Below are 25623 nucleotides of genomic sequence, written 5' to 3' on the forward strand. Positions count from 1 at the left end.
TCCTTACTTAATCAGTCCCTGGAAGCCCAGGAAAGCGATCGACATCAGCCCCGCCGTCACCAGCGCTACGGGGAAACCCTGAAAGGGCTTGGGGATGGCGGAAAGCTCCAGCCGCTCCCGGATGCCCGCAAACAGCACGATGGCCAGCGTAAACCCGAGGGCCCCGCCCACGCCGTTAATCAGCGTCTCAAACAGGTTATACCCTTCGGTAATGTTGATGATAGCCACGCCCAGCACCGCACAGTTGGTGGTGATCAGCGGCAGGTATACCCCCAGGGATTTATACAGCGTGGGGCTGACCTTTTGGATCACCATCTCCACCAGCTGCACCAGCGCCGCAATAACCAGGATAAAGGCAATGGTCTGCATGTATTCGATCTGGGCCGGAACCAGGATGCAGTACTGCACCAGGTAAGTGATCACCGAGGCCATAGCCATAACAAAGGTAACCGCCAGGCCCATGCCCACCGCCGTTTCCACCTTTTTGGAGACCCCCAGGAAGGGGCAGCACCCCAAAAAGCGGGAGAGCACAAAGTTCTGTACCAGAATGGAGCTTAGCAGCATCAGGAATATTTTCGCAACATAATCCATCGCTTACACACGCTCCTTTCTCTGCTCGAGCTTGGCGGTGATCTTATTGATCAGCGCCAGGATCAGCCCCAGGGTGATAAACCCGCCCGGAGCCAGGATCATGATCAGCTCCGGCTCGTAGCCCGCGCCCATGATCGTCAGCCCAAACAGGGTGCCGTTGCCGATGAGCTCGCGGATCGAGGCCACCAGCGTCAGCGCCAGGGTAAACCCAAGGCCAATGCCCAAACCATCCAAAATCGAATCCACCGGCGTATTCTTTGAGGCAAAGGCCTCCGCCCGGGCCAGGATGATGCAGTTGACCACGATCAACGGGATAAAGATGCCCAGCGCCTCATAAAGGCTGGGGATAAACGCCTTCATCACCATCTCTACGATGGATACGAACGTGGCGATGATCACCACATAGGCCGGAATACGCACCTTGGAAGGGATAAAATCCTTGAGCAGGGCGACCACAAAGTTTGAGCAGATCAATACAAAGGTGGCCGCCAAGCCCATGCCCACGCCGTTTACCGCCGCCGTGGTCACCGCCAGCGTGGGGCACATGCCCAGCACCAGGCGGAAGGTGGGGTTCTCGTTAAAGATTCCGTTGAGGAGGATTTTTTTTGCCTTGCCCATTTATTTCCCCTCCTTGCTCAAAAACTGCTGGTAAAAGCTCATCGCATCGTTCACGCCCGTGGCAACGGCCCTGGAGGTGATGGTCGCCCCGGTCAGCGCCTGGATCTCATTGTCGCCGCTGGCCGATTTGCTGACCTCCAGCGGGAACTGATCCTTATCCACAAACAGGTTTCTAAACTCCTCCTTCGTGGCGTTGGCGCCCAGGCCCGGGGTCTCGCTGTTGGTCCCTACGGTCAGCCCGGTCACCTTCCCTTCAAAGGATATGCCCACCGTCAGCTCTATCTCGCCGCCATAGCCCTTGGGGGCGATCTTAAAGGTATAGCCCATCTGTTCATCACCCTGATAAGCGGCGTAGATTTCCAGGGGCTTTAGCGTTTCAATCTGCGCGCCCCCCATTGCCTCGTCCACATCCACCGGTTCAAACCGGTCGCACGCCTCAAACACCGCCTGGCGCGCCTTGTCGTTTTTCTCCCGGTCCTGCTGGGCGATGGGATCCTTTGTCACATAATTGGTCACGCCCAGCGCCAGCGCCGCCACCAAAGTGATCGCCAGCAGCCGCCAGGCCAGTTTCCAGATATCACGCACGTTTGGCCACCTCCCCGAAGATATGCGGCCGCGTATATTTATCGATCAGCGGCGCCGCCACGTTCATCAGCAGGATTGCAAAGGATACCCCTTCCGGGTAGCCTCCCCATAGCCGGATCACTGCCGTAAGCAAGCCGCATCCCAGGGCGTAGATGATCTGCCCCTTGGGCGTGACCGGCGAGGAAGCGTAATCCGTAGCCATGAAAAATGCGCCCAGGATCAGGCCGCCCCCGAAGATCTGATAGAGCACAGGGCCGGTAAACCAGCCCTCCGGCCAGAAAATCCAGGTAAAGATCGCGGTCGTGGCAATATAGATGATGGGAATGCGCCAGGAGATCACCCGCCGGCAAAGCAGGTAGACCGCGCCGATCAAAAGGGCCAGGGCGGAGGTCTCTCCAAGGCACCCGGGGATGTTGCCGATAAACATATCCCATACCGAAGGCAGCGCGCCCTCGGCGCCCTTTAAGATGGCCAGCGGCGTAGCGCCGGTAAACGCGTCCACCGACATAAAGGCCGTCGGCGTCCAGGTCGTCATATGCGCCGTGCGGGAGACCAGCAAAAACGCGCGCCCCGCCAGCGCCGGGTTCATAAAGTTATGGCCCAGCCCGCCAAAGAGCTGCTTGACGATGCCGATGGCAAAGACCGACCCGATCACCGCCATCCACAGCGGCGCGCCCGAGGGCAGGTTGAACGCCAGCAGGATGCCGGTCACCACCGCGCTCCAGTCGTTCACCGTCACCTTTTTGCCGGATAGTTTCTGGATCAGCGCCTCCGTGCCTACGGCACTTAGGACCGATACGATGATCAGCGCCAGCGCGTTCCAGCCAAAAAACCAGCAGGCCGCGACCATTGCCGGCATCAGGGCGATGACCACGTCAAACATCACCCCGGAGATCGACGCGCAATCCCGCACATGGGGTGAAGAAGTTGCCCGTAAAAGATTCATGCTATCCTCTCCCCCCTTCCGCTTTTTTGCGGTTTGCGATGATCTGCCGCTTGGCCGTGCGGATGGCCTGTACCAAATAGCGCTTGGAGGGGCATACATAGCTGCAGCTGCCGCACTCCATGCAGTCCAGCGCATGGTAGCTTTCGCACATGTCGATATTGCCCGCCTGCTGATAAGCGCTGAGCATCAGCGGCATCAAATGGATGGGGCAGGCCTCCACACACCGCCCGCAGCGGATACAGGGGCCTTCCTCGCCGTCCGTCTTTTCCTCCGGCAGCACCAGGATACCCGAGGTGCCCTTGACCACCGGCACCCCCAGGTCGTACTGGGCGATACCCATCATCGGCCCGCCGGAGATCACCTTGCCCGGCTCGCCGGTAAAACCGCCGCAGTGCTCGATCAAAAACTCAAACGAGGTGCCGATGCGGCAAGAGAGGTTGCGCGGCTCCTTCACCCCGTAGCCCGTGATGGAGACCACCCGCTCCACCAGCGGCATCCCGTCTGAAAGCATCCGCCCAATAGCGCCGGCGCTGCCCACGTTCTGCACCACAACGCCCGCCTCCATCGGCAGCCCGCCCGAGGGCACTTCGCGCCCCAAGATAGCGCTGATCAGCTGCTTTTCGCCGCCCTGGGGGTATTTGACCTTCAGCGGGGTCACCTCCACGCCCGGCACGTCCCGCACCGCTTTTTGCATGGTATCGATGGCGTCGGGCTTGTTGACCTCGATGCCGATATAGGCCCGCGTGACTTGCAACGCCTTCATCAGCGCGCGCACGCCCAGCACCACTTCCATAGGCCGCTCCACCATCAGCCGGTGGTCCGCCGTCAAAAACGGCTCGCACTCCGCGCCGTTGATCAGCAGCGTATCCACATGCTTGCCCTCGGGCACCTTCAGCTTCACATGGGTGGGAAAGGCCGCGCCCCCCATCCCGACGATGCCCGCCTCCATGATGCGCTGGCAGATCTGCTCAGGCTCCAGCTCGTCCAGGCTGACAGGCCCGGGAAGGCCCGGCCAACGGGTATCCAGCCCGTCGTTTTCAATCACTACGCACATCGCCTTGGCCCCACTGGCGCAGGGCCTGGGCTCGATAGCCGCCACCCGTCCCGATACGCTGGCGTGTACCGGCACGCTGACAAAACCGCCCGCCTCGCCGATCTTCTGCCCCATGGCCACAACATCCCCCACCTGCACGCAGACCTTGGCCGGCGCGCCGATGTTCTGCGCCATCGGGATCACCACCACGCCTGGGACCGGCGCCGCCTCGATGGGCTTGTGGTCCGTCAGGTTTTTACCGTGGTGCTGATGATGTAGCGGATGGATGCCGCCGCGAAAGGTCTTCGCCGCAATCCCCATTTTAAATCCCTCCAAGCAATCTTTAAAAACCGCTTTCTCTCACTAAAGCACGAGATTTATTATAACATACTACAAAATCCGTCACAATTGCCAATTGCATATAAAGATGCTATAAAGTTCCTTTTTATACGCTCATCCTATGGTATATACCGGCGGTTTATTCGATGACGACGCCCTTTGTCAGGATAATATTGGCATACAGGGCCCCCTCCCCCGTAGAGATGACGGCATACGCATCCCGTGCCCGGGCGTAAAAATCAAAGCGCTCCACCTGCTCAAAAGCGGCCTCGCCCTCCCGCCTGGCGATGATCTGCTGGTACTCTTTCCAGATCGGCGCGTCCTCCCCGTCCGCCGTGGCCATAACGGCCACCGGCTTTTCCACATAGGTGTCTAGCGGGAAAAAGGTCATGATGGCGTCCAGCAGCTCCGCCGCGCCGTGCCCGTCGCAGCGCACCAGGCGCTTGGCGCAGGCCGCAGCTGGAAAGTTGCCATCCCCGATCACCAGCGTATCCCCATGTCCCATCTCCATCATGATCTTGAGCAGGTCTGGATTCAAGATCGAAGGTATCCCCTTTAACATTACATGCCACCCTTTCTATTTCTCCGCGCCCTTGCCGTTCAAAATCTTGCGGACGCTTTCCCATTCTTCTTTTAAAATGCCATAAGCATACGTATCCTGCCAAATGGGCTTTTGTTTCTCATCTACGCGAAAATAGACGTTTTGCAAAAGTAACCCTTCCCGGCGCATGCCCAGTCGCTCCAATAACCGCCAAGACGCCGTATTTTCCGGATTGCAAAAGGCCTGGATGCGATGCGCGTTTAAATGCTCAAAAGCGTACTGTATAAGCGCTCCTGCGCTCTCCGTGGCATATCCCTGCCCCCAGGTTGCGCGGTTAAACACATAACCCAGTTCCCAGGTCTCAAAATCGCCCAAGGCTAAATACAGGTTCCCGATCAAGCGCCCCTCTTTCAGACAGACCGCCCAAAAGCGCTGATCTTGCGCCCGGCGTTCTGCCTCAGCTGCAGCCTCTTCCCATGAAAAAGGCGGGTAGGGTTCAAAATGTACCACCTGCGGGTCGCTTAAATAGGCATAAAGCGCCTCTTTGTCTTCTTTTCGGAAGCGGCGCAGTACACAGCGCGCCGTCTCAAGCATCATCTAAGTCTCCTTTTCCTTTGCTACCCTTCTAACCCCAAAATCCCCATCGCCTCGTCGATATGGGTAATGCGGCAGTCGGCAGCGGAGATGTCCTGCTCGCCCGAGTGAGGGTTATAAAAACCAATGCAGTGCATGCCCGCGGCCTTGGCCGCCGTCACGCCGTTGTAGGAATCCTCGATCACCCAACATCCCTCGAGCTTGCAGCCCAGGCGCTGGGCGGCCAGCAAAAAGATATCCGGCGCGGGTTTGGAAGCGGGCACCTCGTCGCCGGTTGCGATCAGCGTAAAATACTCCCGCAGCGCCAGTTTGTCCAGCACCTTGTCGATGATCGACAAACTGGATGAGGAGGCTACCGCCATGGGGATCCCCTTTGCCTTAAGCGCACGCACCAGCGGCAGGATGCCCGCGATAGGCACTGCCAGGGGCGAAGTATCCATTAGCTTAAAAAGCGCCTCCAGCTGGTAGGCCCGCACCTTTTCCTGCTCCCAGGCGATGGGATAAAGCTCCCGCAGCCGCTGCCACACCTCCGCGTTGCCCCGGCCCGTGGTCCATCCCAATGCCTGCGGCGTAAGCTCTACCCCGCTGGAAGCCTTGATCGCCTCGATCAGCGCCTGCATTTGCAGCGGCTCGCTGTCGATGATGACGCCGTCCATGTCGAAAATAACCGCCTCTACCATTTTCAAACCCCTATCTGTCTAATTTTGTCGAAATTTATCGCATTGTAATGCGTTACTAAAAAAATCAACCGCCTGCCATTCAGCGCGGTGCCGCAGGCCCTGGGAAAAATCTTTTGTATAGCCTCTAAAGCGCGCTTCACCTAGCGGTTCGCAAAACATACGCCAAGCAGTTTTCAGGGATTTCCCGCTGCTCTCAGAATGCTATAAGGCGCGCGCATGCCCCTGCCCGCGCCTTGCGCCGTGTGGTAATCACTCCCCTAGCATCTTTTGCAGGCGCATATAGTCCTCCTGCGCCAGTTCCACTTCCATGACAAAGCCCTGCTCCTGCGCTTCGTCCTTGAGAACCCGCCCCTGCCGGTGTAAAAAGGCGTGCACATCGCCCTTTGTGTAGGGCAGCAGCCCTTCCCAAAGCTTATAGCGGCTGCGCAGCGCCGCGTCGATCTTTTGCAGCAGCAGGTCGATCCCCATATCGGTTTTTGCGGAGATGGCCGCATCCACCGGTTCGCGCAGGTCCAGTTCCCGGCGCAGTTCGGCCTTGTTGACCACGGTCAGCGTCGGCCGGCCCATCGCCCCCAGCTCCCGCAGCACCTGGCCGACGACCTCGTAGTGCTTTTGCGCCTCTCCGCTCGCCCCGTCCACCACGTGTATTAGCAGGTCCGCCTTGCGCACCTCCTCCAGCGTTGAACGGAACGCATCCACCAGGTCGTGGGGCAGTTTATCGATAAAACCTACGGTATCCACCAGCAGCGCCTCCCGGCCGCTGGGTAACTCGATCCGCCGGGAAAGCGGGTCCAGCGTTGCAAACAGCTTATCCTCCACAAAGGCTTCGCTGCCGGAAAGACGGTTTAGCAGCGTGGATTTACCCGCATTGGTGTATCCCACCAGCGCCACCACCGGCACGCTGTTCTGTTCGCGCCGCGCCCGGCGCAGTTCCCGCTGCCGGGCCACCTTTTCGATCTCCTGCTCCAGCTCGAAGATCCTGCGGCGGATGCGCCGCCGGTCCACTTCCAGCTTGGTCTCGCCCGGGCCTCGGGTACCGATGCCGCCGCCCAGCCGCGAGAGCACCTGGCCCATGCCCATCAGCCGGGGCAGCAGGTATTTCATCTGCGCCAGTTCCACCTGCAGCTTGCCCTCCCGGGAATTGGCACGCTGGGCAAATATATCCAATATCAGCCCCGTCCGGTCGATCACCTTTACACCCCAGGCCTGCTCCAGATTGCGGGTCTGCGCGCCGGTCAATTCTTCGTCAAAGATCACGATATCGATCTTCAGCGCCTGGATCTGCAACGCCAGTTCGCTGACTTTGCCGGAGCCCAAAAAGGTGGCGCTGTCCGGCGTCTCCCGGTTTTGTACCGCCGCGGCGATCACCTTTGCGCCCGCCGTATCCGCCAGGCGCGCCAGCTCTTCTAAAGGCTGCCCGCCGTTTCCGGCCTCCAGGCCCACCAGCAGCGCCCGCTCCGCCTCATCGGCTACCGCTCCGGTCTGGCGCTCCTGTTCCAGGCGGCGCTCCGCCTCGCCGATCAGCTCCAAAAGCTCGCCATGGGGCAGGTGATGCGCCCGCAGCGGCCCTTCCATCATGCACTTGTCCTTGCCCGCAAGGTAGGCCACGCACATCGTCAGCGGTACGTCCTCCCGGTCCGGCACGGCCAAGGCGGCCATGGCGTCCAGGCGCAGGCTCTGCAGGCTGCTTAAGTCCACCGCAGAAAGGTGCGGGTCTCCGCCCGGATGGGTATGGATGCAGCGCACCCCGCTAAGGCGCTGCTCCCCCCGGCGGGTCTGCAGCTGCGGCAGAGTCACCCTGTCGTTATCGCCCAGCGAAATATCGGCAACCATCCCCCGACGGGTAATAAAGACCGACACCTCCCGGTTCAGCTTCCGGGTCACTTCCGCCATTTTATCCACGATTTCCCGGGGAATAAACAGATCCCGCCGGGGTTCCAGTTCATATAAAGCTTCCAGTTCGTCCAGGATGCTTTGGCGCACCCCGCTAATGTTACCAGCGATCATAAATGTTTTTCAATTCCGTCCTTTTAAAAAAATAGTATATCCGGCGCGCGCACCGTGCCCGTGCGGGTGTAAGCGTCCGCAAAGCCGAAGGGCTGGCCGTTCATATCCCGGAAATTCGCCCGCTGCGCCTCCTCCAGCGTTTTAAAGCGCACCTCCATACGGCAGGGCGAAGGGCAGGTCAGCGTCTTCATCTCCGCCAGGCGCGCATATGCGCGCTGCACGCCTTTATAGATTGCCTCACAAGCCCGCTTTGGATGCAGGCTGACGGCACGATGGAAAGCCATGGCTTTTTTGGTGGCCACGCTTTCGATCCAGGGCATCCATTCTTCGGCCTGGCGCACGCCCGCCTCGTCGCTGGAAACGAAGATCACCGGCACGCCTACCTGTCCGGCCAGCATCGCGTCGATCTGCATCTCCCCCACCAGCCGCCCATCAATCGTCACGGCCTGGTAAAGCGTGGAAGCATACGTATGGGCGATGGCGGCCGCAGGGGTAGAATCCATGGCATGATAGCCGACCAGCAGCACCCCGTCATAGCTTTCGTCCAGCATGGGCCAGCGCCCCGCCACGCAAACGCCAAGGGCGATATCGCACCGCTCGTCAATGGCATCGTAGTCTAGGTTCACGCCTTCGCCGTGGTTGTCCCAGATCACCACCTGATCCGCGCCCGCGTCAAACAGCGCCCGGGCGGCAGCATTGGCCTCCCGCACCGCCTGTTTGCAGGCAAACGCATAATTGGGTGAAGTGCTCAGCGTATCGCCCACCGTGCTGACGGCACAGGCAACGCCCTCCAAATCCACCGCGATCATAAATTTCATTGTTGCTCCCCCGCTTTCTTTTCTCTTTTATATGAATAAAGGCCTGCACAAGGCAAGCCTGTTATTCTGGTCTGTTTACGCCTGCATATCGCCCACCGAATAGGCGATGTTGGTGCCGTGGTCGGCCACGCGCTCCAGGTTGGTGATCACATCCATAAACAGCATGCCGCTTTGCGGGGTGCAAAGGGACTTATTCAGCCGCTGAATGTGGCGCTCTTTCAATTCATCCTCTTCTTCGTCGATGATCTCCTCGATATGGGCCACCTGGCTGGTCAGCGTCGTATCGTGGTCGTTAAAAATTCTAAGGGCGATGCGCAGCAGCTCCTGCACGTGGTTGTTCATGGTTTCCAGCTCGTCCAGCGCGGCGTCGGATATCTTGATATCCCCTTCGATACGGCTGGTGGCATACTCGGTCAGGTTCTCGGCGTGGTCGCCGATACGCTCCAAGTCATTAATGGTATGGAACAGGATACCGTTGAGCTTCATATCCGCTTCCGGCAGGTCCAGCTGGTTGGCCTTGACCAGATAGTGGGTGATCTCATGATTTAAATAGTTGATCACCTGCTCGTGCTGCTGCACGTAATTGACCTGTTCGGCGTTCTTGTGCAAGAACGCGTCCATGGCGCGATTGATGTTGTCCACCGCCAGATCCGCCATGCGGTTGACCTCTTTGAGGATCTGGGGCACCACCAGCGCCGGCGTGGTCAAGATACGGTCGTCCAGGTATTTGAGCCGGCGCTCTTCCATCTGCGGGTCTTCGCCCGGGACGATCTTCATGGAGAGTTTGACCAGCAGGTTGCTCATGGGCAGGAAGATGATCACGCCCAGCACGTTAAACAGCGTATGCGCGTTGGCGATCTGGCGGGAAACATCTCCCGGAGAGAGCGCCTGTATCCCGTCGATAATCGCCGGGAAGCACTGGATCAGCGCAAATACGATGACGCTGGAGAATACGTTGAACATCAGATGGATGATCGCGGCGCGGTGCGCGGTCTTGCTGGTGCCCACGCTGGCCAGCATGGCCGTTACACAGGTGCCGATATTCTGCCCCAGAATGATCAGATAGGCCGCGTCCAGGTCGATCAGCCCCTGCATGGCCAGCGCCTGCAAGATACCAACGGAGGCGGAAGAACTCTGGATGATGGCCGTAAAAGCGATACCGGCCAAAATGCCCAGCACCGGGTTTTTAAAGGCCACCAGCATATTTACAAATTCCGGCACATCCTTGAGCGGCTCCATGGAAGTGCTCATCATATCCAGACCGATAAACAGGATGCCGAAGCCGGCGATCACTTCGCCGATGTGCCTAGTAAAGTTCTTTTTGGTGAACATCACGATGGCCACGCCCGCGAAGATCGCTACCGGCGCCAGCGCCGTCAGTTTAAAAGCGATAATCTGGCCGGTAACCGTGGTACCGATGTTCGCGCCCAGGATCACGCCCGTGGCTTGGAACAGGTTCATCAGCCCCGCGTTAACAAAGCCAACGGTCATGACCGTTGTCGCGCTGGAACTTTGGATCAGCATGGTGAACACCATACCTACCAGCATGCCCAAGAAACGGTTGGTCGTCAATACGTTGAGCATGTTGCGCAGGCGGTTCCCCGCCGCGCGCTCCAGGCCGTCGGACATCATCTTCATGCCGTACAGGAAGAGGCCGAGGCCCCCGGCGAGCGTAGCGATATTCCAAAAATCCATCGTTTTCCTCCCGTGTATCGCTTTTTTAAATTTTTCTACACATCTCTAGCCAAAATCCATTGTAAAGGATTTTTAATGCAAAATCAATTTAAAATGACGCTTTAACGGGCAAATTTACCAAGATTCGACAGTCCTGAGAAATGATTTTGTCGCATCGCCTCGTAAACGACGATGGCTACGGAGTTGGACAGATTGAGCGAGCGCGCCGCCTCCACCATGGGGATGCGGATACAATCCTCCAGATGCTGGCACAAAAGCGCCTCGGGAAGCCCTCGGGTCTCCTTGCCGAAAACCAGAAAGTCTCCGTCCCGATACTGCACATCCGCATAGGTCTGGGGGGATTTGGTGCTGGCGTAATAAAGCTGTTGCGGCCGGCAGGAAGCTACCAGCTCCTCCAGGCTCTCCCAACGGTGCACCTGGGTCAGAGGCCAGTAATCCAGCCCCGCGCGTTTCAGATAACGGTCCTCCAGCGAGAAGCCCAGCTTGCCTACCAGGTGCAGCTCGCTGCCCGTAGCCGCGCAGGTGCGGGCGATATTGCCGGTATTCTGCGGGATCTCCGGCTCCACCAAGACGATATGAAATGCCATTTTTTATACTCCCATCTCTTCTAAAACCTAAGGCTGTAAATACATCATCTGCCCGGCCACGATAGCGGCACCCGCCAGCAGAACCATGCCCGCGATCACCGCGATGCGGCGGGCTTTTGGCACGCGCTCACCGTATAAGCCCAGGGCCAATGCGGCCAGAAAGCCGCCCAGCAGGCCGCCGATATGCGCAAAGTTATCGATGCCGGTGCGGATAAACCCATAGAACAGGTTAAAGCCGATGATCAGTAGCACCTGCATGCCGAACATCGCGTTAAAGGCGATCTTATCCTTTTTACGGAAGTACAGCAGCGCGCCGAACAACCCGAAGATCGCCCCGGATGCGCCTACTGCAAGATAGGGCGAAAACACGTAGCTGCACAGGTTGCCGAACACCCCTGCGATCAGATAGATCGCAAGATACTTCGCCCGTCCATACATCGCCTCAAGCACCCTGCCCCATACCACCAGCGCATACAGGTTGAAAGCCAGATGATCCAGCCCGCCGTGCAAAAAAACCGGCGAAAGCAGCCGCCAATATTCCCCCGCCGCGATCCACGCGTTCACCTTAGCCCCCATCAGGGCCAAAATAAAGGTGTTGCTGTCCGCCCCCAGGAGCATCTCCAGCAGGTAGACGGCGGCACAGATCGCGGCCAGGGTATATGTAACGACCGGCTTGCGCCGGGAAACCGCCGGCCGGGCCGGTGTGTTTACTTCATCCATACCCAATAAAATCCTTATCGATTATTTTACTTTAAAAGCGGCGCTACAAAGCCCTCAATGCGGCGCAGCGCCTCTTTGAGCTGCTCCATGGAGGTGGCATAGCTGCAGCGGATAAAGCCCTCGCCCTGGGCGCCAAAGGCGCTGCCCGGTACCGCGGCCACCTTTTTCTCCCGCAGCAGGCGCTCGCAAAATTCGTCGCTGCTCAGTCCCATCCCTTTGATGGAGGGGAACGCGTAGAAGGCGCCCTCCGGCTCATAACAGGGCAGGCCCATATCGTTAAAACCGTTGACCACTACGCGCCGGCGCAGGTCGTAGGCGTCGTGCATGCGCTTAACGTCCGCATAATCCGTGGCGCGGCCCTGCTTTAAGGCCTCTACCCCGGCCGCCTGGGCCATGGTGCTGGCGCAAAGGATGGAGTACTGGTGGATCTTGCACATGGCTGCCACCAGGTCCCGGTGCCCGCAAAGGTAGCCCAGACGCCACCCGGTCATGGCAAAGGCCTTTGAAAAGCCGTTGATCACGATGGTACGCTCATACATGGAGGGAAGCTGCGCAATGCTGACGTGCTTGCCCGAATAGGTCAGCTCCGCATAGATCTCATCGGAGATCACGGCGATATTCGTCCCTTCCAGCGCGCCGGCCAGCGCCTCCAAACTTTGCCGGTCCATGATCCCGCCGGTGGGGTTGGAGGGGAAGGGCAGGATCAGCGCTTTGGTCCGCTGGGTGATCCGGGGCAGGATCAGCTCCGGCGTGAGCTTAAAGCCGTTATCCGCACTCATGGGGATAGATACCGGCACGGCGTTGGCAAAGACCACGCCCGGGGCATAGGATACATAACCCGGATCCGGGATCAATACCTCGTCCCCCGGGTCCAGCAGGGCGCGCAGCGCAAGGTCTATGGCCTCGCTGGCGCCAATGGTCACCAGTATCTGGTCGGCCGGGTCGTACGCCAGGTCAAAGCGCCCCTCCAGATACCGTGCGATCTCCCTGCGCAGCTCCAGCGTGCCCCAGTTGGAGGTATAGCCCGTCATCCCCTTTTCCAGCGAGCGCATGCCCGCCTGGCGGATATTCCAGGGGGTGACAAAGTCCGGCTCGCCCACGCCCAGAGAGATGGCGTCCTTCATCTCGGCGACGATATCAAAAAACTTACGGATGCCGCTTTTGGGCACCGTAGCCATCCGCTTTGCGATCAAATCGTTCGGATTCACGGGGAGACCACCAGCCTTTGATCGTCCATCTCCGGCTCCATCGCCACATCCTCCACCTTATACTTTTTCAGCACAAAGTGCGTCGCGGTGGAAAGCACCCCTTCCATGGTGGCCAAGCGCTCGTTTACAAACTGCGCCACCTCCCGGAGAGACTTGCCCTCCACCTGCACCAGCAGGTCGTATCCGCCGGAGACCAGGTAGAGCGAGCGCACCTCCGGATAGTGATAAATACGCTCGGCCAGCGTATCAAAACCCACCCCGTCGTGCAGCGTGACCTTGATCTCGATCAGCGCATCCACGCGGTTGCTGTCAAACTTCTCCCAGTTGATCAGCGTTGAATATTTAACGATGATGCCCTCTTTTTCCATGCGCGCAATGGCGCTGCGCACCTGCTCGGGCTCATGGTGCAAAAGTTTGGCGATCTCCTCGGCCGTCATGCGGGAATCGTTGGCCAACAGGGCCAGGATATCGCTGTTCATCTGTTCCGTCGTCATCTATCAATCACCCTTTCTTGATGCTGTTTGGCTAAACGCTTTTTGCTATTCTAGCACTTCCCATTCCCCCGCGTCAAACCTCCATGCCGGGGACCTGGTCAGCCTGCAGGCCAAAGGCGGCGCGCAGCCGGTCAAGCGAGGGGACGTACCCCAAAAGCCCGTTCACCTTTCCCTTAATGGTATAAGCGCCAAGGTCCGCCGGGATATACACCGTTTCCCCCACTTCCAGATCCATCTCGCCCTCTTCAAAGCAGAGCTTGCCAGTTCCTTCCAACAGGGTCAGGGCGTAAAAGCGCGTTCCGTCAGTCTCCATCTCCAGCGCGCTCTCCACTTCCAGCTTCTCCAGCGCAAAGGCCTTGCAGGCCGCAAGCAGCGTGCGGGTGGCGCCTTCCGTCTGGAGCGTGGGCCCGCCCGCCCCTACACGAGGTGCGGCGCCGGTTTTGACCGATTGCAGCGCCTGGGAGATATGCAGCTCACGCGTGCTCCCGTCCGGATTTTTACGGTCCCAATCATATACCCGGTAGACCGTATCCGAGCTTTGCTGGATCTCATATACCAAAATCCCTTCGCCCAGCGCATGCACTAATCCTGCCGGTACGAACAACACGTCGCCTGGCTTAACGGGAATCCATTCCAATACGTCCTGCACCTGTCCCCGCTCGATGGCCCGGCGGAAATCCTCTGCCCCGGTGCCGGGCTTTAGCCCGTAGACCAGCTGCGCATCCGGCTTGCAGTCTACTACATACCACGCCTCGGTCTTAGCCGCGCCGCCCAGCGCTCTGGCCGCCGCCTCGTCCGGATGCACCTGCACCGAAAGCTTGCCCTGGGCATCCAGAAACTTCACCAACAGCGGCAATTCCACGCCCTTTTGGGCTGCCTCGCTGCCCACTGCTTTTTTGCCAAACCGGGTGAGCACCGTCCCCAGGCGCATGCCGGTAAACTCCCCCTCGCTGACCCGTGAGGGGCCCTGCTCCAGCGTGGACAGCTCCCAGCTCTCGCCGATCTTTTCCCCCTCAGGCAGGGGTTTGTTCAGTTTTTCGCGCAGCGCCTGGCCGCCCCAGGGCGCCGCCTTTAACGACGCTGCCACTTTTAACGGTCGATTCATCATTAGCCTCCTGCAAATCCCCTATTCGATGGAAAACGGGCTATACGGTTAAGTACGATAGCCCGTTTAAATGCTCTATTGGTCTGTCAGCCCCCGGCCCGCTACTCCTGCCCCTCGCCAGCAGGTTGCTCCGGCGTCGGGTCCGGTTCAGGGTCGGTCGATGGCGTCGGCTGGGCCGGTGTACTGGGAGAGGGCTCGGCTGACTGCGAAGGCGTAGGCGTTGCCGCAGGGGCGTTGGGCCCCACGCGGTACTCGCCCTGTACGGCCGGATACCGGTCCGTATGCAGCAGCACGGTATCGACCTTATTGCCGTCCTTATCGTAGTACACCTTGTAGCCCTTGGCGATGGTGCCCGTGCGGCGCTGGATGACCTGTACGCGCTCGCCGGGTTTAAGCGAATTATCAACCGTCGTCTTATCGGCCGGCGGATCGATCGAGCCCACCACTTCGCCCACGGTCTTAATGGTTACGCCATCGGCCAGCGGCGCGCCGTAAATGTAAATGGTCAACTGCTGGTTGGCAAAACTGTAGGCCAGGTAGACCGGCGTATCCTTGTTGTTCTTAAATTTAAAGTCCGCCCCGCCGTAGTTTACGGTGGCATCCAGCCCAGCCGGTACGTATGTGGATTTGATCGAATGGTGATACCGCTCGGTCACCTCCAGGTCCGCCATTAATACGGCGTTATACAGGGTACTGGAGACCTGGCAGACGCCGCCGCCCGGCTCATCTACAAACTGGTTGCCATTTTTAATGGCCGGCGCAGCCTTGTAGCCCTTGGCGGTAGACCGCTCGCCCGTCGAATTATTAAAGGAAAACTCCTCGCCCGGCTGCAGCACGCGCCCCTGGAAAGAATCGCAGGCCAGGCGGATATTGGTGTTGCGGTTGCTGTTAGAGGTCGTCGTGGTCTGGTATTTGCTGACCAGCTGCGTCTGCTCTTTCAGCTGGGCCACGGTCACCGCGGGCTGTACATCCTGCAGCGTCACTGCAATGCTGCCCTCTTTTTGCTCCTGGCTCAGCATGGTCTTGAGCTGAGAAGCGATCTCCTCCCGGTTGGGCTCCTTGCCTGGGGTGCCTTCCTGGTACTCAAACTTCACTTCCTGATCCGGGTGGAAGGCCGTCACCTTGGCATCCTGCGCCGCAACGCCGATGCCGTTTAAGGCCTCGTCCAGCATTGCGTCCAGCTGCGCCTCATCGCTCAGTTCCATCGGCACGGTAATGTCGTACCCCTTGGCCAGCTCCTCGATCTTTTGCAGGCGCGCTTCCCGCTCCCCATCCTTGCCCAGGGAGACCGCCTCGTCCAGGGCCGAGGCCGTATCAAAGGTCAGCCCCGCCTTGGTAAAGTCTAAGGCTATATCCTGCCCGTCATGGTTGAGCTTGATCGCAATATCCGCCAATGTCTGGGTGTTGGCCTGATCGACCTTGGCCTGCGCTTCCTCGCGGGTCAGCCCGCCCACGTCCACGCCGTTGATGTGGATGCCCGGGTAAATCGTCGTCTGGGCCAGCAGCTCATCCTGGCGCGCCGCCTGCTGGCTGCTCCACCAGGCATAAACGCCCACCGCAGCGGCGATCACCACCACCGCAGCGACGATAATCGCAATCAACCTGGCGTTTGACTTTTTCTTTTTTGGCGGCTGGCCGCCGGCTTTGGGGCGCACCTCAAAAAGCTCGGGCTCTTCCCGGCTCTCTGCGCGCTGGGCCGGCCTGCGGGCCTGCTGCTCGGGCTGCTCAAATACCTCTTCTGGCAACACGCCGCCCACATCGTCCCCATCTTGCTGCGCATAGTCCCCGCCTGCAGGGATATCCGTCTCCTGCTCCGGCTGCGCAGCGTAGGGCTCTCCGGCCGGATTCAATATCCGGTCTTCCTCATTTCTATCACGGTTCATTAATGGTACTCCTCCCCGTAAACCTCAATTCCCACACTAGATATGCCTATCATACCCTATTGGTATAATTCGGTAAACCAAGGACAGACAAATTTAACCAAAACGTAAAAACTTTTTACACCCTGCTTACAAATGCGTCCCGCACTTACGCCTGCTCGTCCAACTGGTTCATAAAATAGGAAAGGGCATAAAGGCTATCGCTTAAGCTTACGTTCTCCACTACCACGTTATTCGGCGCCGCCACATCGATAGGGGCAAAATTCCAAATAGCGCGCACGCCGCACGCGGTCAGCCGGTCGGCCGTTTGCTGGGCAAATTCCCCCGGCGTGGCTACCACCGCGATATTTACCTTTTCCGCCGCAAGGTAGCTCTCTAACTCTTGAATATCGCTGACCTGCAGGCGCCCCACCGTCTTTCCGATCAGGCGCGGGTTATTATCAAAGATGGCATGCACATAAAATCCCTCCCGCGGGAACCCTTCGTAGCATGCCAGCGCCTGGCCGATATTGCCCGCGCCGATAATGATCATATGCTTTTGCTGGCCCAGCTCCAAAATATCGGCGATCGCGCTTTTCAGCCCCTTGACCGAGTACCCGTAGCCCTGTTGGCCAAAACCGCCAAAGCAGTTCAGGTCGTGCCGGATCTGCGAGGCCGTAAGGCTCATCAGCCGGCTGAGCTGGCCGGAGGATATCCGCAGCACCCCCTCCCGCTCCAGCTGCGAAAGCTGGCGGTAATAGCGCGGCAGGCGGCGGATTACGGCGTCTGAAACCCTTTGCTTTTCCATATATACCACCTAAATTGATAAACTTTTAACATATTTTACAATTATAGCATCTCAATTCTGCTTCGGCAAGTCTACCGCGTCTTGATATTTGCAAATAGCGGGCGCTTTCGGTACAATAATAGAGATTGTCTTATAGTAGGGATCGGGGAGGTTCTATGATTCTATTATCCGCACAAAATATAGATAAGGCCTTTGGCGCGCAGGCGATATTAAAGGGCACCTCTCTGGTGGTGCAGGACCGCCAGATCATCGGCCTGGTCGGCCCCAACGGCGCGGGTAAATCGACGCTGCTGCGCATTTTGGCGGGCGAATCTCAGGCTGATAGCGGTGAAATCTTTTATAAAAAGGAGCTGCGCCTGGGCTACCTGCCCCAAAACAGCGTTCCGCCCCAGGGGGGCACGGTCTGGTCCATTCTGGAGAGCGTGTTTGACCCGGTAAAGGAAATGGAAGGACGCCTGCGCGCTATGGAGCAGCAGATGGGGGCGCTGCACGGGGACGAAAAGGCTTTTGCGCAGTTGAGCGAGCAGTATAACGCACTGCTCCAGCGTTTTGAGCAAGCCGATGGTTACCGCTACCCCAGCCTGATCCAGGGGGTGCTCATCGGCCTGGGGTTCGATCCGGAGCGGTTTGACCAAAACGCCGCTACCCTTTCCGGCGGCCAGCTCACGCGTCTGGCGCTGGCGCGCGTGCTTTTGCAAAAATATGAGCTTCTGATTTTGGATGAGCCCACCAACCATCTGGACCTGGCGGCTACGACCTGGCTGGAGGATTATCTAAAGGGCTACGGCGGCGCGCTTTTGATCGTCTCGCACGACCGCTACCTGTTGGACGCCCTATGTACCGGCATTGCCGAAATGCAAAATGGCGCTATCCGCCAATACGAGGGCAACTATAGCCAATATGCGGCCAAGAGCGAAGCGCTGCATCGCCAGCAGGAAAAGGAATATGAAATGCAGCAGCGCGAGATCGCCCGCCAGAAGGCGATCATCGAGCGCTACCGCCAGTTTAACCGCGAAAAAAGCATCCGCGCGGCCGAAAGCCGGGAGCGGCTGCTCAACCGTATCGAATTGATCGAAAAGCCCACCAATGACGATGAGATCCACTTCTCCTTCGACATCCGCAAAAAGCCGGGCAACGATATTTTGCTGGCGGAGGGCTTGGCCAAGGGCTTTGGTCATCCTCTGTTCAGCGATGTCAACCTCCACATCCGCTCTGGAGACCGGATCGCCCTGATCGGCCCCAACGGCGCCGGGAAATCTACGCTGTTTAAGATCCTCATCGGGCAATTACAGCCGGATCAGGGCCATTTCCGTTTGGGATCCGGCGTGGAGATCGGCTATTACGACCAGCAGCAGGCGGACCTGAACCTGCAAAAGACCGCGATCGAGGAGATATGGGACACTTTCCCCAAGCTTAACGAAACGCAGATTCGCAACGCGCTGGCTGCCTTTCTCTTTCGGGGGGACGAGGTCTTCCAAACTATCGATACCCTCTCCGGCGGCGAGCGCGCCCGCTTGGCCCTGCTCAAGCTGATGTTGCATAAGGACAACTTTCTGCTGCTGGACGAGCCTACCAACCATCTGGATATGGCCTCCCGCGAGGTGTTGGAGCAGGCCCTGCTGGATTATCCCGGTACGATCCTGGCCGTTTCGCACGACCGGTACTTTGTCAATCATATCGCCACCAAGGTCTGGGCGCTGGAAGAGGGCGGCCTTCGGGAAACGCTGGGCAACTATCAGGACTATCTGGCGCAAAAGGCCAAGGAGACACAGCCGCAGCTGGAACAGGCCCCTGCCATCACCAAGACCGAACAGCAGAATCAGCGCCGCCGGGAGCGGGCTGAGCGGGAGGCGCGCAAAAAGCGGCAGGCGGCTATCCGGGAGATCGAGCGAGAGATCGAAGAAATGGAGACGGAACTGACCCAGCTGGAAGAGGAAATGGCCCAGCCCGGCGCTTTCGCAGATGGCGAGGCGGCAAAGGCGCTTTCGCTTCGCTACAATGCCCTGAAAGAAAAGATCGAGCACCGTTATCAGGATTGGGAGGCCGCCCAGGCAGAAGATGCGTGACCCTTCATAGCGTTTTAGCGCCGCAAACGGTTGTTTGCGGCGCTTCTCCATCCCCCTAGCCACATCTGTAAGCGTCAGGTTCCGTATATATACCGCCAGCCTCATCATCCTATCGCCGCTCATTATTTAACGGCTGCTGCGGAGAGGCTCGCCCTGTTTTGCGGATCGCCAAGGGCAGAAATTTATACAACCACATCAAAAGGGATGGACGCATGCGTCCATCCCTTTCACACATTTATTAAGCGCCTTTGCCGTACAGGCCGCTTTTTACTTGCCTGTGCGCGCCTTGCGGCCAACGACGACCACAGCCATAGCCGATACAGCCATCAAGCCCATCAGCAGCGCCGCGCTGAAATTATCCCCCGTCTTGGGGCTGCCCGCCGTATTGGTGGGCGCCTCAGCCGGAGCGTCAGCGATGAACTCCGCACTCAGCTCCACTCCGCCGCCTTCCGGCATCACAAAGCTGTACACGCCATCCTTGCCCGTCAGCTCCTCACCGTTAAGCAGCACCTTGCCCAGCGTATAGCCCGCTTTGGGCAGTGCTGTTACCGTCACGGTCTCGCCGGCCTTGGCGGTCTCTTTATCGCTTACCAGCATACCGCCTTCGCTCTGGGCAATTTTAACGATGTAGTTGGTGTCTGCACCAATCAAAGAGGCGATAAACTCACCGCCCGGGCTGCCGAAATAACCCGCATCGTCCCCACCTTCCAGCTTCCAAACGGTAACCTCAGGTTTAAGCAAAACAGAATCCGCCCAACTGATCCACCGCTGCCTTGCAAATTTGTTGAACTCATCGGCAATGGCCTTTTTCAAAGCCGCCGCCTGTACTGCGTCCAGATTGTCCAAGGTCTCGCTGTCGTTATCAATGTCGTATTCATGGCCCAAAACATTTGCCAGCAGCGGCATGATTTTTTCGTTTTTAAACGTTTCGACCTCTGCAATCACTTCGTCTATCGACATATCCTGGCCTACATATCCGTACAAGAAAGACATTTTAGCGTTGAGCAGACCATTCAAAAATTCCCGCACGGTTCCATCGGGAATCTCTAAAATATAAAGGTCTTCTGCCTGAGTTTGGTACTCCTCCGGCACTGTGTCAAAGGGGTCATCCAAGTGGATAGCATTGCCGTCTTTACCGCTTTGTGCCAATGCGCTGCCGCCCTTAACCGTGCCCATTATGGTCAGCTTGCCAGCTTTGGCATCGGTATTGTCAGGATTGGTTTTATCTAAAGTAAGGACAATCGCGCCCTGGCCGGCCACACCCTTATCTCCGCTGGTGTCTCCGCCCTTTACATCCCCACCAACCGTTACATTGGCCTTCGGAGCCATTACTACACCGTTGCCGCCTCGGCTCAGGTCATCTCCTTCCGCCTCGACTTCCGGATCTGCCTTGACATCCCCGCCCTTAACATCGCCGCCAACCGTTACCGTGGACTGACCCTCTGCCACAACGCCATCGCCCGCATAGGCAAAGGTCCCAGCCGCATCGCCGCCGGTCACATTACCCGTGACATTCACGTTGGCATTAGCCTGTGCATTCACGCCTGTTCCACCATCCGAATAACCGTCCGGCGCAGTCATATTAGCTGTACTTTCGTTACCATTACCGCCGGAAACATTGCCATCTACCACAACAGTACTGTTTCCGCGGGCATCAACGCCTAAGCCCGCGCCATTCTGATCGGCGGTTCCATCCAGCACATCAGACGCTTGAACATCTCCTGTCACCTTAACAGACGCATCATCCTCCGTTATGATTCCAACCTGTCCTCCCGTAACATTGCCGGTAACCTCGACATTACCACTTTCGGCAGCCCCCACACCAGCGCCATTCGCACTTACATCGCCATTAATCTTCACGGAAGATTCGCCCGTAGAAACCGCACCAGCCATGCCTCCGCTCACATCGCCCTGCACCTCAACAGCAGCGCTTTCCTTCGCGACAACACCCATATCGCCGCCATCTACCGTGCCATTGATGCTCGCTTTGGAATTCCCCTCGGCCATAACGCCGCCGCCTAAGCTTCCCTCGGATTTTACATCGCCGTTGACCGTTACCTGCACATCGTCCGTTACGTGGAGCGCTTGGGCTTGACTATCCCTTTGAACTTCCGCGTTGATCTCTACTTCGCCCGCGCCTACCAAACGCACATCTTTCAGGATATATTCCTCGCCATTGATCACGTAAGTTTGGCCCTCGCCAGCCTGTAAAGCTCCCAGCGTAGCGATATCCCCCGTCAGGATGATCGTCACATCCGCGTCCGTATCGGCAAAAGCCGCCTGCAGTTTGTCCCACGAGTCTACGTCTTCATGCGTGGCCGCAAATGCCGTCGCCGGGATGAGCATCGTCATCAACACGGCGATGACCAGGGCCACCAGTTTCCGTTTTTTCATACCTAAAATCCCCCTCATTTTTTTGTCCCCTGTGCATTTTTTCTTTATCTCATTATAGCGCCGGAGCAGGCGCAAAATAAGCCCTGTACAGATAGGATATGTAAGCGTTTCTGTTCTGTTTTCTATTCAATAAAATAGGGCGTAGGCTATTAAACACAAGCTATCATAATAATTAAGTATAATCGCCGTCGAAATAAGAAGATATTGTTTATAAACAGTATAAGATAAATTCACGCCACAGGCAAGCGATTCGTCCAAAACAAGCCATATTTCCGTCACTTTTGCACAAAATTTTCGCAAATAAAAAGGCCCCTTTCGGGGCCTTGCACACACGAGGTCATAATACCGCGTAGATCAATATGCCTGCCGCGGCGCTGATGACGATCATGATCACCGGGTCGACCTTGAACTTGACCATGGCGATCAGCGAAACCACACAGAGCGCAACCGCCTTCCAATCCACCGCCTGGAGGATATTTTGCAGGGTAAGCGTCACTTCTGGGATAAAGAGCGCCGTCTGAGCGATGGTCACGATGGAGGTGGCGATCAGCGCCATGACGACCGGGCGGATGCCGTAAAGGACATAGCGTACCCCCGGCACGTGCTGGAAGTTGAAAAAGAACTTGGCGATGATCAGCACGATGATGACCGAGGGCAGCGTAACGCCGACCGTACAGCAGATAGCGCCTACCACGCCGGAAACGCGCATCCCCACAAATGTGGCCGCGTTGATGGCAAAGGGGCCGGGCGTCATCTGCGAGATGGCCACCACGTCCGCCACTTCCTGCACCGTCAGCCATCCGTTGGCTACGATCAGCTTTTGGATCAGCGGGATCATGGCATAGCCGCCGCCGATGCTGAACGCGCCGATCTGGAAAAAGTTCCAAACTAAGAGCAGCAGCGTCATTTTTTCGCCTCCCCTTCAGCCTTTTTACCCCTGCGGGCCCGCACCATACCGGCGATAAATCCGACCACGCCGCCCACGAGGATCAGGTAGATCGCATTGATATCCAGCCAGAGCACGGCCACACAGGTGACCAGCGCCAGCACCCAGCACAGCCAATCCACCAAAGCCGGCTTGCCCAGCTTGATCACGGCGGAGATCATCATCGCCACCACGCAAGCGCGTATGCCCTGCATCGCCGCGGCAACGTAGGTATTGGCGATAAAAGCCTGATAAAAAAGAGAGATGATCGCCAGGATGATCAGCGAAGGCAGGGATGCCCCCAGGGTGGAAAGCAGCGCCCCCGGCACCCCCGCTAAGCGATAGCCGATAAAGATCGAGGCGTTGACCGCGATGGCCCCCGGAACGGACTGGGAGATCGCCACGATGTCGATCATCTCGTTTTCGTTGATCCAATGCCGCTTTTCCACGTATTCCTTTTGCATCATCGGGACGATCGCATAGCCGCCGCCAAAGGTAAACGCGCCCAGCTTGAACATCGCCAGAAACAGCGTCAACAGCAGCTTTTTATCCCGCTTTGGCAACTGGTTTTCCATTTCTTTTTCCAAACTCCCATCTCCCAACGTTAATTATTCATCCACCCGCAGCCACTTGCCCAGGAAATCGTAGCTTTTTGCGCCGCTGATGGAATGTCCAGCGTCGAAAATATCGATATCCAGCTTATCCCGCGCGCCCAAAAGGCTGTAGGCGCGCGTCAGCTGATCAAAGCAGGTCTGTACCCCTTCCAAGGGGAATAGATCATCCTGCCGCCCGGCCTCCAGCATCAGCGGACGGGGGGCCAGCAGACCCAGAATATCATACATTTCCCCGCGGGTATATAGATCCGGCACAAAATTGTCGATGCAGTGGTACACGCTTAAAATCGAATGGCGGAAGGTGCAGCCCGAGCAGCTAATCACGTTGGCGCGCAGCCGTCCGTCGATGGCCGCGGCATACATCAGCGTGGTCCCGCCGCCGGAAATTCCCATGGAGCCGATGCGCGCCGCATCCACAAAGGGCAGCGTTTCCAGATAATCCAGGCTGCGCATCACGTCCCGCGCCCGCAGGCCCGCCATGGTCTTGCCCATCATTAAAAGGTTGGTACTCATCCGGTAGCAGCTGCATTCGTCTGGGCCCTTTTCGATGTCCGCTTTGAGCCTGCGCAGTCCAAAGCCCAACATCTCCGGAACCAGCACCACAAAGCCTCTTTTGCATAGCGCCACGGCAAAATCCTTTTGGTACCCCTCGCCGATGGCGCGCATCTCCCCTTCCGGCGTCAGGCCGGCGATCTCGGTCATCCCCGCGCCGTGCCCGGCCACGCAGACCACCGCAGGCATCTGCTCCTGGGCCGAATCCGGCACCAGCAGGTAGGCGGGTATACGCATGCCATCCTCCCCAGAGTAGCTGACCAGGATCTGGCGGTAGCCATCCCGCTGCGCCTCGTCATGTGTCTGGCTCTCCAGCGGGCCGTATTGCTGTGGAAAGCCCCGCAGATCCCCCACCAAGGTACGGATAAAATCCGCCCGCCAGGAGATCCAGTGCGCCTTATTGCCCAGCGGCATGGCGAACGGGTGCGGCCGCCGCTCATAACATGTTTCAAAGTAACGATCCATCTCCAGATCCATCATATGCTTTGCCTCCTTAATCGCTGTTCGGTCCGCTTAGTATTTCGACCCTGTAACCGCCGCATACATCGGCGATCCAGACGGCCGGTAAAGCATCCTGCCGCTGCTGCGCCTTCATCACCAGCTGCAGCGGCACATAGGGCTTGCCGACCAGGCGCAGTGCGCACCCGAGTATTTCCAGCCGCCCCGAGCTATCCAGCATGCCGATGCCCCAACCGTCCACCAGCGGCAGCTCGGGCACCAGGTTCGTCTCCTGGGCAAAGCCCTCCAGGCCCGCGATCTCGTAACGCAGCAGGTCTACCGTCCACACCCCGTCTTTCAGGACGGATTCAATGCGCACACGCGGCTGCTGATCCGGCAGCGGGTCTGCGCCCTGCCCGTGATGGATGCAAAAGCCCGCGCCCAGGGCCCACAACCTGCGGCGCACCACGTGCAGCGAAAAGGCGTTGCAATCCATCCCCAAAAAGCGGCGGCCCAGTCTGTGCGCCACGGCCAGCGCCGTGCCGGAGCCCGCGAACAGATCGCAAACGATGTCCCCCGGCTGGGTCGTAACGGCGATCAGCCGCTCGATCAAAGCCTCGGGCTTTTGGGTGTCATAGCCCGTGCGCTCAGGGTCCTTTTGCTGCAGCGCGGCGATATCCTCCCATACGTCGTCCGGATAAACCGGCTCATCTTCATAATAAATGTACTTTTTCCCGCCGGATTTGATGGAGTAAAACACCCGGCCCTGCTCATCCACCTCTTTGCGCATGTGGTTGCGCCGCTGCCGCCCTCGCGGCGTGCCTAGAGGCTGGATATCGAAAAAATGTTGTAGACCTTTTCGATAAAAAAGGATATTATCATGTTTGCGGGAGAAAAAGTTTTTGGCACGGCCGCCGCTTTTGTAGTGCCAGATGATCTCGTTTAAAAAGTGGTCCGCACCAAAGATCTCATCGAGCATCATCCGCAGCGGTACGCCCACCTGGCCATCCGTATGCAAAAAGATGACGCCCGTATCGCTCAAAAGTTCATAGGCCAGCTCCAGCGCCCGGCGCATCAGCGCCAAAAACGCCTCCCGATCCTCCAGGCTCTCCCGATCCACCGGGTAATTTAAGGTAAAAGCCCGGTCGCCCTTCCAGCCTCTGGAGCCGATGCGCTGGGTATACTCCGCACGCTGGGGCGCCGGCAGGGGCGGGTCCATGTAGATCGCCTGCACCTTGCCCCGGTATTGTTCAAGGATATGCGGCGGCAACCCGCATTGCAGGTCGCCAAAGATGAAATCGCCATCCGTCCCCCGGCCGATCTTTTCGATTTTAAGTTTGCCCTGCGCGTTTGTCGCCAAATCTCTTCGCCTCCTATTGTTAAAACTGACCCGTAAAGGAGCCATG

Annotated in this window: 24 protein-coding genes; 1 reads left to right on the forward strand and 23 read right to left on the reverse strand. The window is 58.2% G+C overall.

Annotated features, from left to right (window positions below; translation table 11 throughout):
- Positions 1-3: 3 nt before the first annotated feature.
- The 18 genes from rsxA to H8699_RS07005 all read right to left on the reverse strand — a co-directional run bounded on the left by rsxA (position 4) and on the right by H8699_RS07005 (position 17228).
- Entirely contained in the window at positions 4-591 is a 588-nt protein-coding gene (gene rsxA, locus H8699_RS06920) for an electron transport complex subunit RsxA (RefSeq protein ID WP_138296226.1), read from the reverse strand.
- Between the two features lie 3 nt (positions 592-594).
- The gene (gene rsxE / locus H8699_RS06925; protein ID WP_138296227.1) at positions 595-1209 is read right to left on the reverse strand and encodes an electron transport complex subunit RsxE; all 615 of its coding nucleotides are present in this window, start codon (positions 1207-1209) and stop codon (positions 595-597) included.
- Complete coding sequence (locus H8699_RS06930; protein WP_138296228.1) at positions 1210-1794, reverse strand: RnfABCDGE type electron transport complex subunit G; 585 nt, start codon at positions 1792-1794, stop codon at positions 1210-1212.
- Positions 1787-2740, reverse strand: coding sequence for an RnfABCDGE type electron transport complex subunit D (locus H8699_RS06935; RefSeq protein WP_249285035.1), 954 nt, complete (start codon positions 2738-2740; stop codon positions 1787-1789). Before H8699_RS06935 ends, H8699_RS06930 begins: the two co-directional genes overlap by 8 nt.
- A gap of 1 nt (position 2741) precedes the next feature.
- Positions 2742-4094 (reverse strand): electron transport complex subunit RsxC, encoded by a 1353-nt coding sequence (rsxC, locus tag H8699_RS06940; protein ID WP_283244164.1) that lies wholly within the window; start codon positions 4092-4094, stop codon positions 2742-2744.
- A gap of 157 nt (positions 4095-4251) precedes the next feature.
- Entirely contained in the window at positions 4252-4674 is a 423-nt protein-coding gene (locus H8699_RS06945) for an RbsD/FucU family protein (RefSeq protein ID WP_249285036.1), read from the reverse strand.
- Between the two features lie 15 nt (positions 4675-4689).
- Entirely contained in the window at positions 4690-5247 is a 558-nt protein-coding gene (locus H8699_RS06950; RefSeq protein WP_249285123.1) for a GNAT family N-acetyltransferase, read from the reverse strand.
- Between the two features lie 23 nt (positions 5248-5270).
- A complete protein-coding gene (locus H8699_RS06955; RefSeq protein WP_249285037.1) occupies positions 5271-5927 on the reverse strand; it encodes an HAD family hydrolase in 657 nt (218 codons plus the stop codon).
- Between the two features lie 249 nt (positions 5928-6176).
- Positions 6177-7934, reverse strand: a complete 1758-nt coding sequence (gene hflX, locus H8699_RS06960; RefSeq protein ID WP_249285038.1) for a GTPase HflX — start codon at positions 7932-7934, stop codon at positions 6177-6179.
- 23 nt (positions 7935-7957) lie between these two features.
- Positions 7958-8752 (reverse strand): M55 family metallopeptidase, encoded by a 795-nt coding sequence (locus H8699_RS06965; RefSeq protein ID WP_249285039.1) that lies wholly within the window; start codon positions 8750-8752, stop codon positions 7958-7960.
- A 75-nt stretch (positions 8753-8827) separates the two neighbouring features.
- The gene (locus H8699_RS06970; RefSeq protein ID WP_138296235.1) at positions 8828-10447 is read right to left on the reverse strand and encodes a Na/Pi cotransporter family protein; all 1620 of its coding nucleotides are present in this window, start codon (positions 10445-10447) and stop codon (positions 8828-8830) included.
- 101 nt (positions 10448-10548) lie between these two features.
- Positions 10549-11034 (reverse strand): tRNA (uridine(34)/cytosine(34)/5-carboxymethylaminomethyluridine(34)-2'-O)-methyltransferase TrmL, encoded by a 486-nt coding sequence (gene trmL, locus H8699_RS06975; RefSeq protein ID WP_249285040.1) that lies wholly within the window; start codon positions 11032-11034, stop codon positions 10549-10551.
- Between the two features lie 27 nt (positions 11035-11061).
- Positions 11062-11754, reverse strand: coding sequence for a rhomboid family intramembrane serine protease (locus H8699_RS06980; RefSeq protein WP_249285041.1), 693 nt, complete (start codon positions 11752-11754; stop codon positions 11062-11064).
- A gap of 26 nt (positions 11755-11780) precedes the next feature.
- Positions 11781-12962, reverse strand: coding sequence for an aminotransferase class I/II-fold pyridoxal phosphate-dependent enzyme (locus H8699_RS06985; RefSeq protein ID WP_330605201.1), 1182 nt, complete (start codon positions 12960-12962; stop codon positions 11781-11783).
- Positions 12959-13456 carry an Lrp/AsnC family transcriptional regulator gene (locus H8699_RS06990; protein ID WP_138296238.1) on the reverse strand — a complete coding sequence of 166 codons (498 nt, stop codon included), beginning with the start codon at positions 13454-13456 and terminating at the stop codon, positions 12959-12961. The genes H8699_RS06985 and H8699_RS06990 overlap by 4 nt, the downstream gene beginning before the upstream one ends.
- Positions 13457-13529: 73 nt before the next feature.
- The gene (locus H8699_RS06995) at positions 13530-14561 is read right to left on the reverse strand and encodes a type I phosphomannose isomerase catalytic subunit (protein ID WP_249285042.1); all 1032 of its coding nucleotides are present in this window, start codon (positions 14559-14561) and stop codon (positions 13530-13532) included.
- Positions 14562-14662: 101 nt separating this feature from the next.
- On the reverse strand, positions 14663-16444 hold the full coding sequence (locus H8699_RS07000; RefSeq protein ID WP_249285043.1) for a VanW family protein: 1782 nt from the start codon (positions 16442-16444) through the stop codon (positions 14663-14665).
- A 145-nt stretch (positions 16445-16589) separates the two neighbouring features.
- Complete coding sequence (locus H8699_RS07005) at positions 16590-17228, reverse strand: redox-sensing transcriptional repressor Rex (protein ID WP_249285044.1); 639 nt, start codon at positions 17226-17228, stop codon at positions 16590-16592.
- Between the two features lie 155 nt (positions 17229-17383).
- Here H8699_RS07005 and H8699_RS07010 point away from each other — a divergent pair, with 155 nt between their 5' ends.
- Positions 17384-19294 (forward strand): ABC-F family ATP-binding cassette domain-containing protein, encoded by a 1911-nt coding sequence (locus H8699_RS07010; RefSeq protein WP_249285045.1) that lies wholly within the window; start codon positions 17384-17386, stop codon positions 19292-19294.
- Between the two features lie 267 nt (positions 19295-19561).
- Here the strand turns inward: H8699_RS07010 and H8699_RS07015 are convergent, their stop codons facing one another.
- The 5 genes from H8699_RS07015 to H8699_RS07035 form a co-directional block, all read right to left on the reverse strand.
- Positions 19562-21688 (reverse strand): InlB B-repeat-containing protein, encoded by a 2127-nt coding sequence (locus H8699_RS07015; RefSeq protein ID WP_249285046.1) that lies wholly within the window; start codon positions 21686-21688, stop codon positions 19562-19564.
- A 337-nt stretch (positions 21689-22025) separates the two neighbouring features.
- Positions 22026-22595, reverse strand: coding sequence for a chromate transporter (locus H8699_RS07020; RefSeq protein ID WP_249285047.1), 570 nt, complete (start codon positions 22593-22595; stop codon positions 22026-22028).
- Positions 22592-23200: a chromate transporter gene (locus H8699_RS07025; protein ID WP_249285048.1), complete on the reverse strand. Its 609-nt coding sequence runs from the start codon at positions 23198-23200 to the stop codon at positions 22592-22594. Before H8699_RS07025 ends, H8699_RS07020 begins: the two co-directional genes overlap by 4 nt.
- 21 nt (positions 23201-23221) lie before the next feature.
- Positions 23222-24259 (reverse strand): dienelactone hydrolase family protein, encoded by a 1038-nt coding sequence (locus H8699_RS07030; RefSeq protein WP_249285049.1) that lies wholly within the window; start codon positions 24257-24259, stop codon positions 23222-23224.
- 13 nt (positions 24260-24272) lie between these two features.
- The gene (locus H8699_RS07035; RefSeq protein WP_249285050.1) at positions 24273-25577 is read right to left on the reverse strand and encodes a DNA methyltransferase; all 1305 of its coding nucleotides are present in this window, start codon (positions 25575-25577) and stop codon (positions 24273-24275) included.
- Positions 25578-25623 lie beyond the last annotated feature (46 nt).

The organism is Luoshenia tenuis, assembly GCF_014384745.1.
Taxonomy (GTDB): Bacteria; Bacillota; Clostridia; order Christensenellales.

Excerpts from the sequence above, each read along its gene's own strand:
- rsxA (WP_138296226.1), bottom strand. The coding sequence starts at position 591 with ATGGATTATGTTGCGAAAATATTCCTGATGCTGCTAAGCTCCATTCTG.
- rsxE (WP_138296227.1), bottom strand. The coding sequence starts at position 1,209 with ATGGGCAAGGCAAAAAAAATCCTCCTCAACGGAATCTTTAACGAGAAC.
- H8699_RS06935 (WP_249285035.1), bottom strand. The coding sequence starts at position 2,740 with ATGAATCTTTTACGGGCAACTTCTTCACCCCATGTGCGGGATTGCGCG.
- rsxC (WP_283244164.1), bottom strand. The coding sequence starts at position 4,094 with ATGGGGATTGCGGCGAAGACCTTTCGCGGCGGCATCCATCCGCTACAT.
- H8699_RS06945 (WP_249285036.1), bottom strand. The coding sequence starts at position 4,674 with ATGTTAAAGGGGATACCTTCGATCTTGAATCCAGACCTGCTCAAGATC.
- H8699_RS06950 (WP_249285123.1), bottom strand. The coding sequence starts at position 5,247 with ATGCTTGAGACGGCGCGCTGTGTACTGCGCCGCTTCCGAAAAGAAGAC.
- H8699_RS06955 (WP_249285037.1), bottom strand. The coding sequence starts at position 5,927 with ATGGTAGAGGCGGTTATTTTCGACATGGACGGCGTCATCATCGACAGC.
- hflX (WP_249285038.1), bottom strand. The coding sequence starts at position 7,934 with ATGATCGCTGGTAACATTAGCGGGGTGCGCCAAAGCATCCTGGACGAA.
- H8699_RS06965 (WP_249285039.1), bottom strand. The coding sequence starts at position 8,752 with ATGAAATTTATGATCGCGGTGGATTTGGAGGGCGTTGCCTGTGCCGTC.
- H8699_RS06970 (WP_138296235.1), bottom strand. The coding sequence starts at position 10,447 with ATGGATTTTTGGAATATCGCTACGCTCGCCGGGGGCCTCGGCCTCTTC.
- trmL (WP_249285040.1), bottom strand. The coding sequence starts at position 11,034 with ATGGCATTTCATATCGTCTTGGTGGAGCCGGAGATCCCGCAGAATACC.
- H8699_RS06980 (WP_249285041.1), bottom strand. The coding sequence starts at position 11,754 with ATGGATGAAGTAAACACACCGGCCCGGCCGGCGGTTTCCCGGCGCAAG.
- H8699_RS06990 (WP_138296238.1), bottom strand. The coding sequence starts at position 13,456 with ATGACGACGGAACAGATGAACAGCGATATCCTGGCCCTGTTGGCCAAC.
- H8699_RS06995 (WP_249285042.1), bottom strand. The coding sequence starts at position 14,561 with ATGAATCGACCGTTAAAAGTGGCAGCGTCGTTAAAGGCGGCGCCCTGG.
- H8699_RS07000 (WP_249285043.1), bottom strand. The coding sequence starts at position 16,444 with ATGAACCGTGATAGAAATGAGGAAGACCGGATATTGAATCCGGCCGGA.
- H8699_RS07005 (WP_249285044.1), bottom strand. The coding sequence starts at position 17,228 with ATGGAAAAGCAAAGGGTTTCAGACGCCGTAATCCGCCGCCTGCCGCGC.
- H8699_RS07010 (WP_249285045.1), top strand. The coding sequence starts at position 17,384 with ATGATTCTATTATCCGCACAAAATATAGATAAGGCCTTTGGCGCGCAG.
- H8699_RS07015 (WP_249285046.1), bottom strand. The coding sequence starts at position 21,688 with ATGAAAAAACGGAAACTGGTGGCCCTGGTCATCGCCGTGTTGATGACG.
- H8699_RS07020 (WP_249285047.1), bottom strand. The coding sequence starts at position 22,595 with ATGACGCTGCTGCTCTTAGTTTGGAACTTTTTCCAGATCGGCGCGTTC.
- H8699_RS07030 (WP_249285049.1), bottom strand. The coding sequence starts at position 24,259 with ATGATGGATCTGGAGATGGATCGTTACTTTGAAACATGTTATGAGCGG.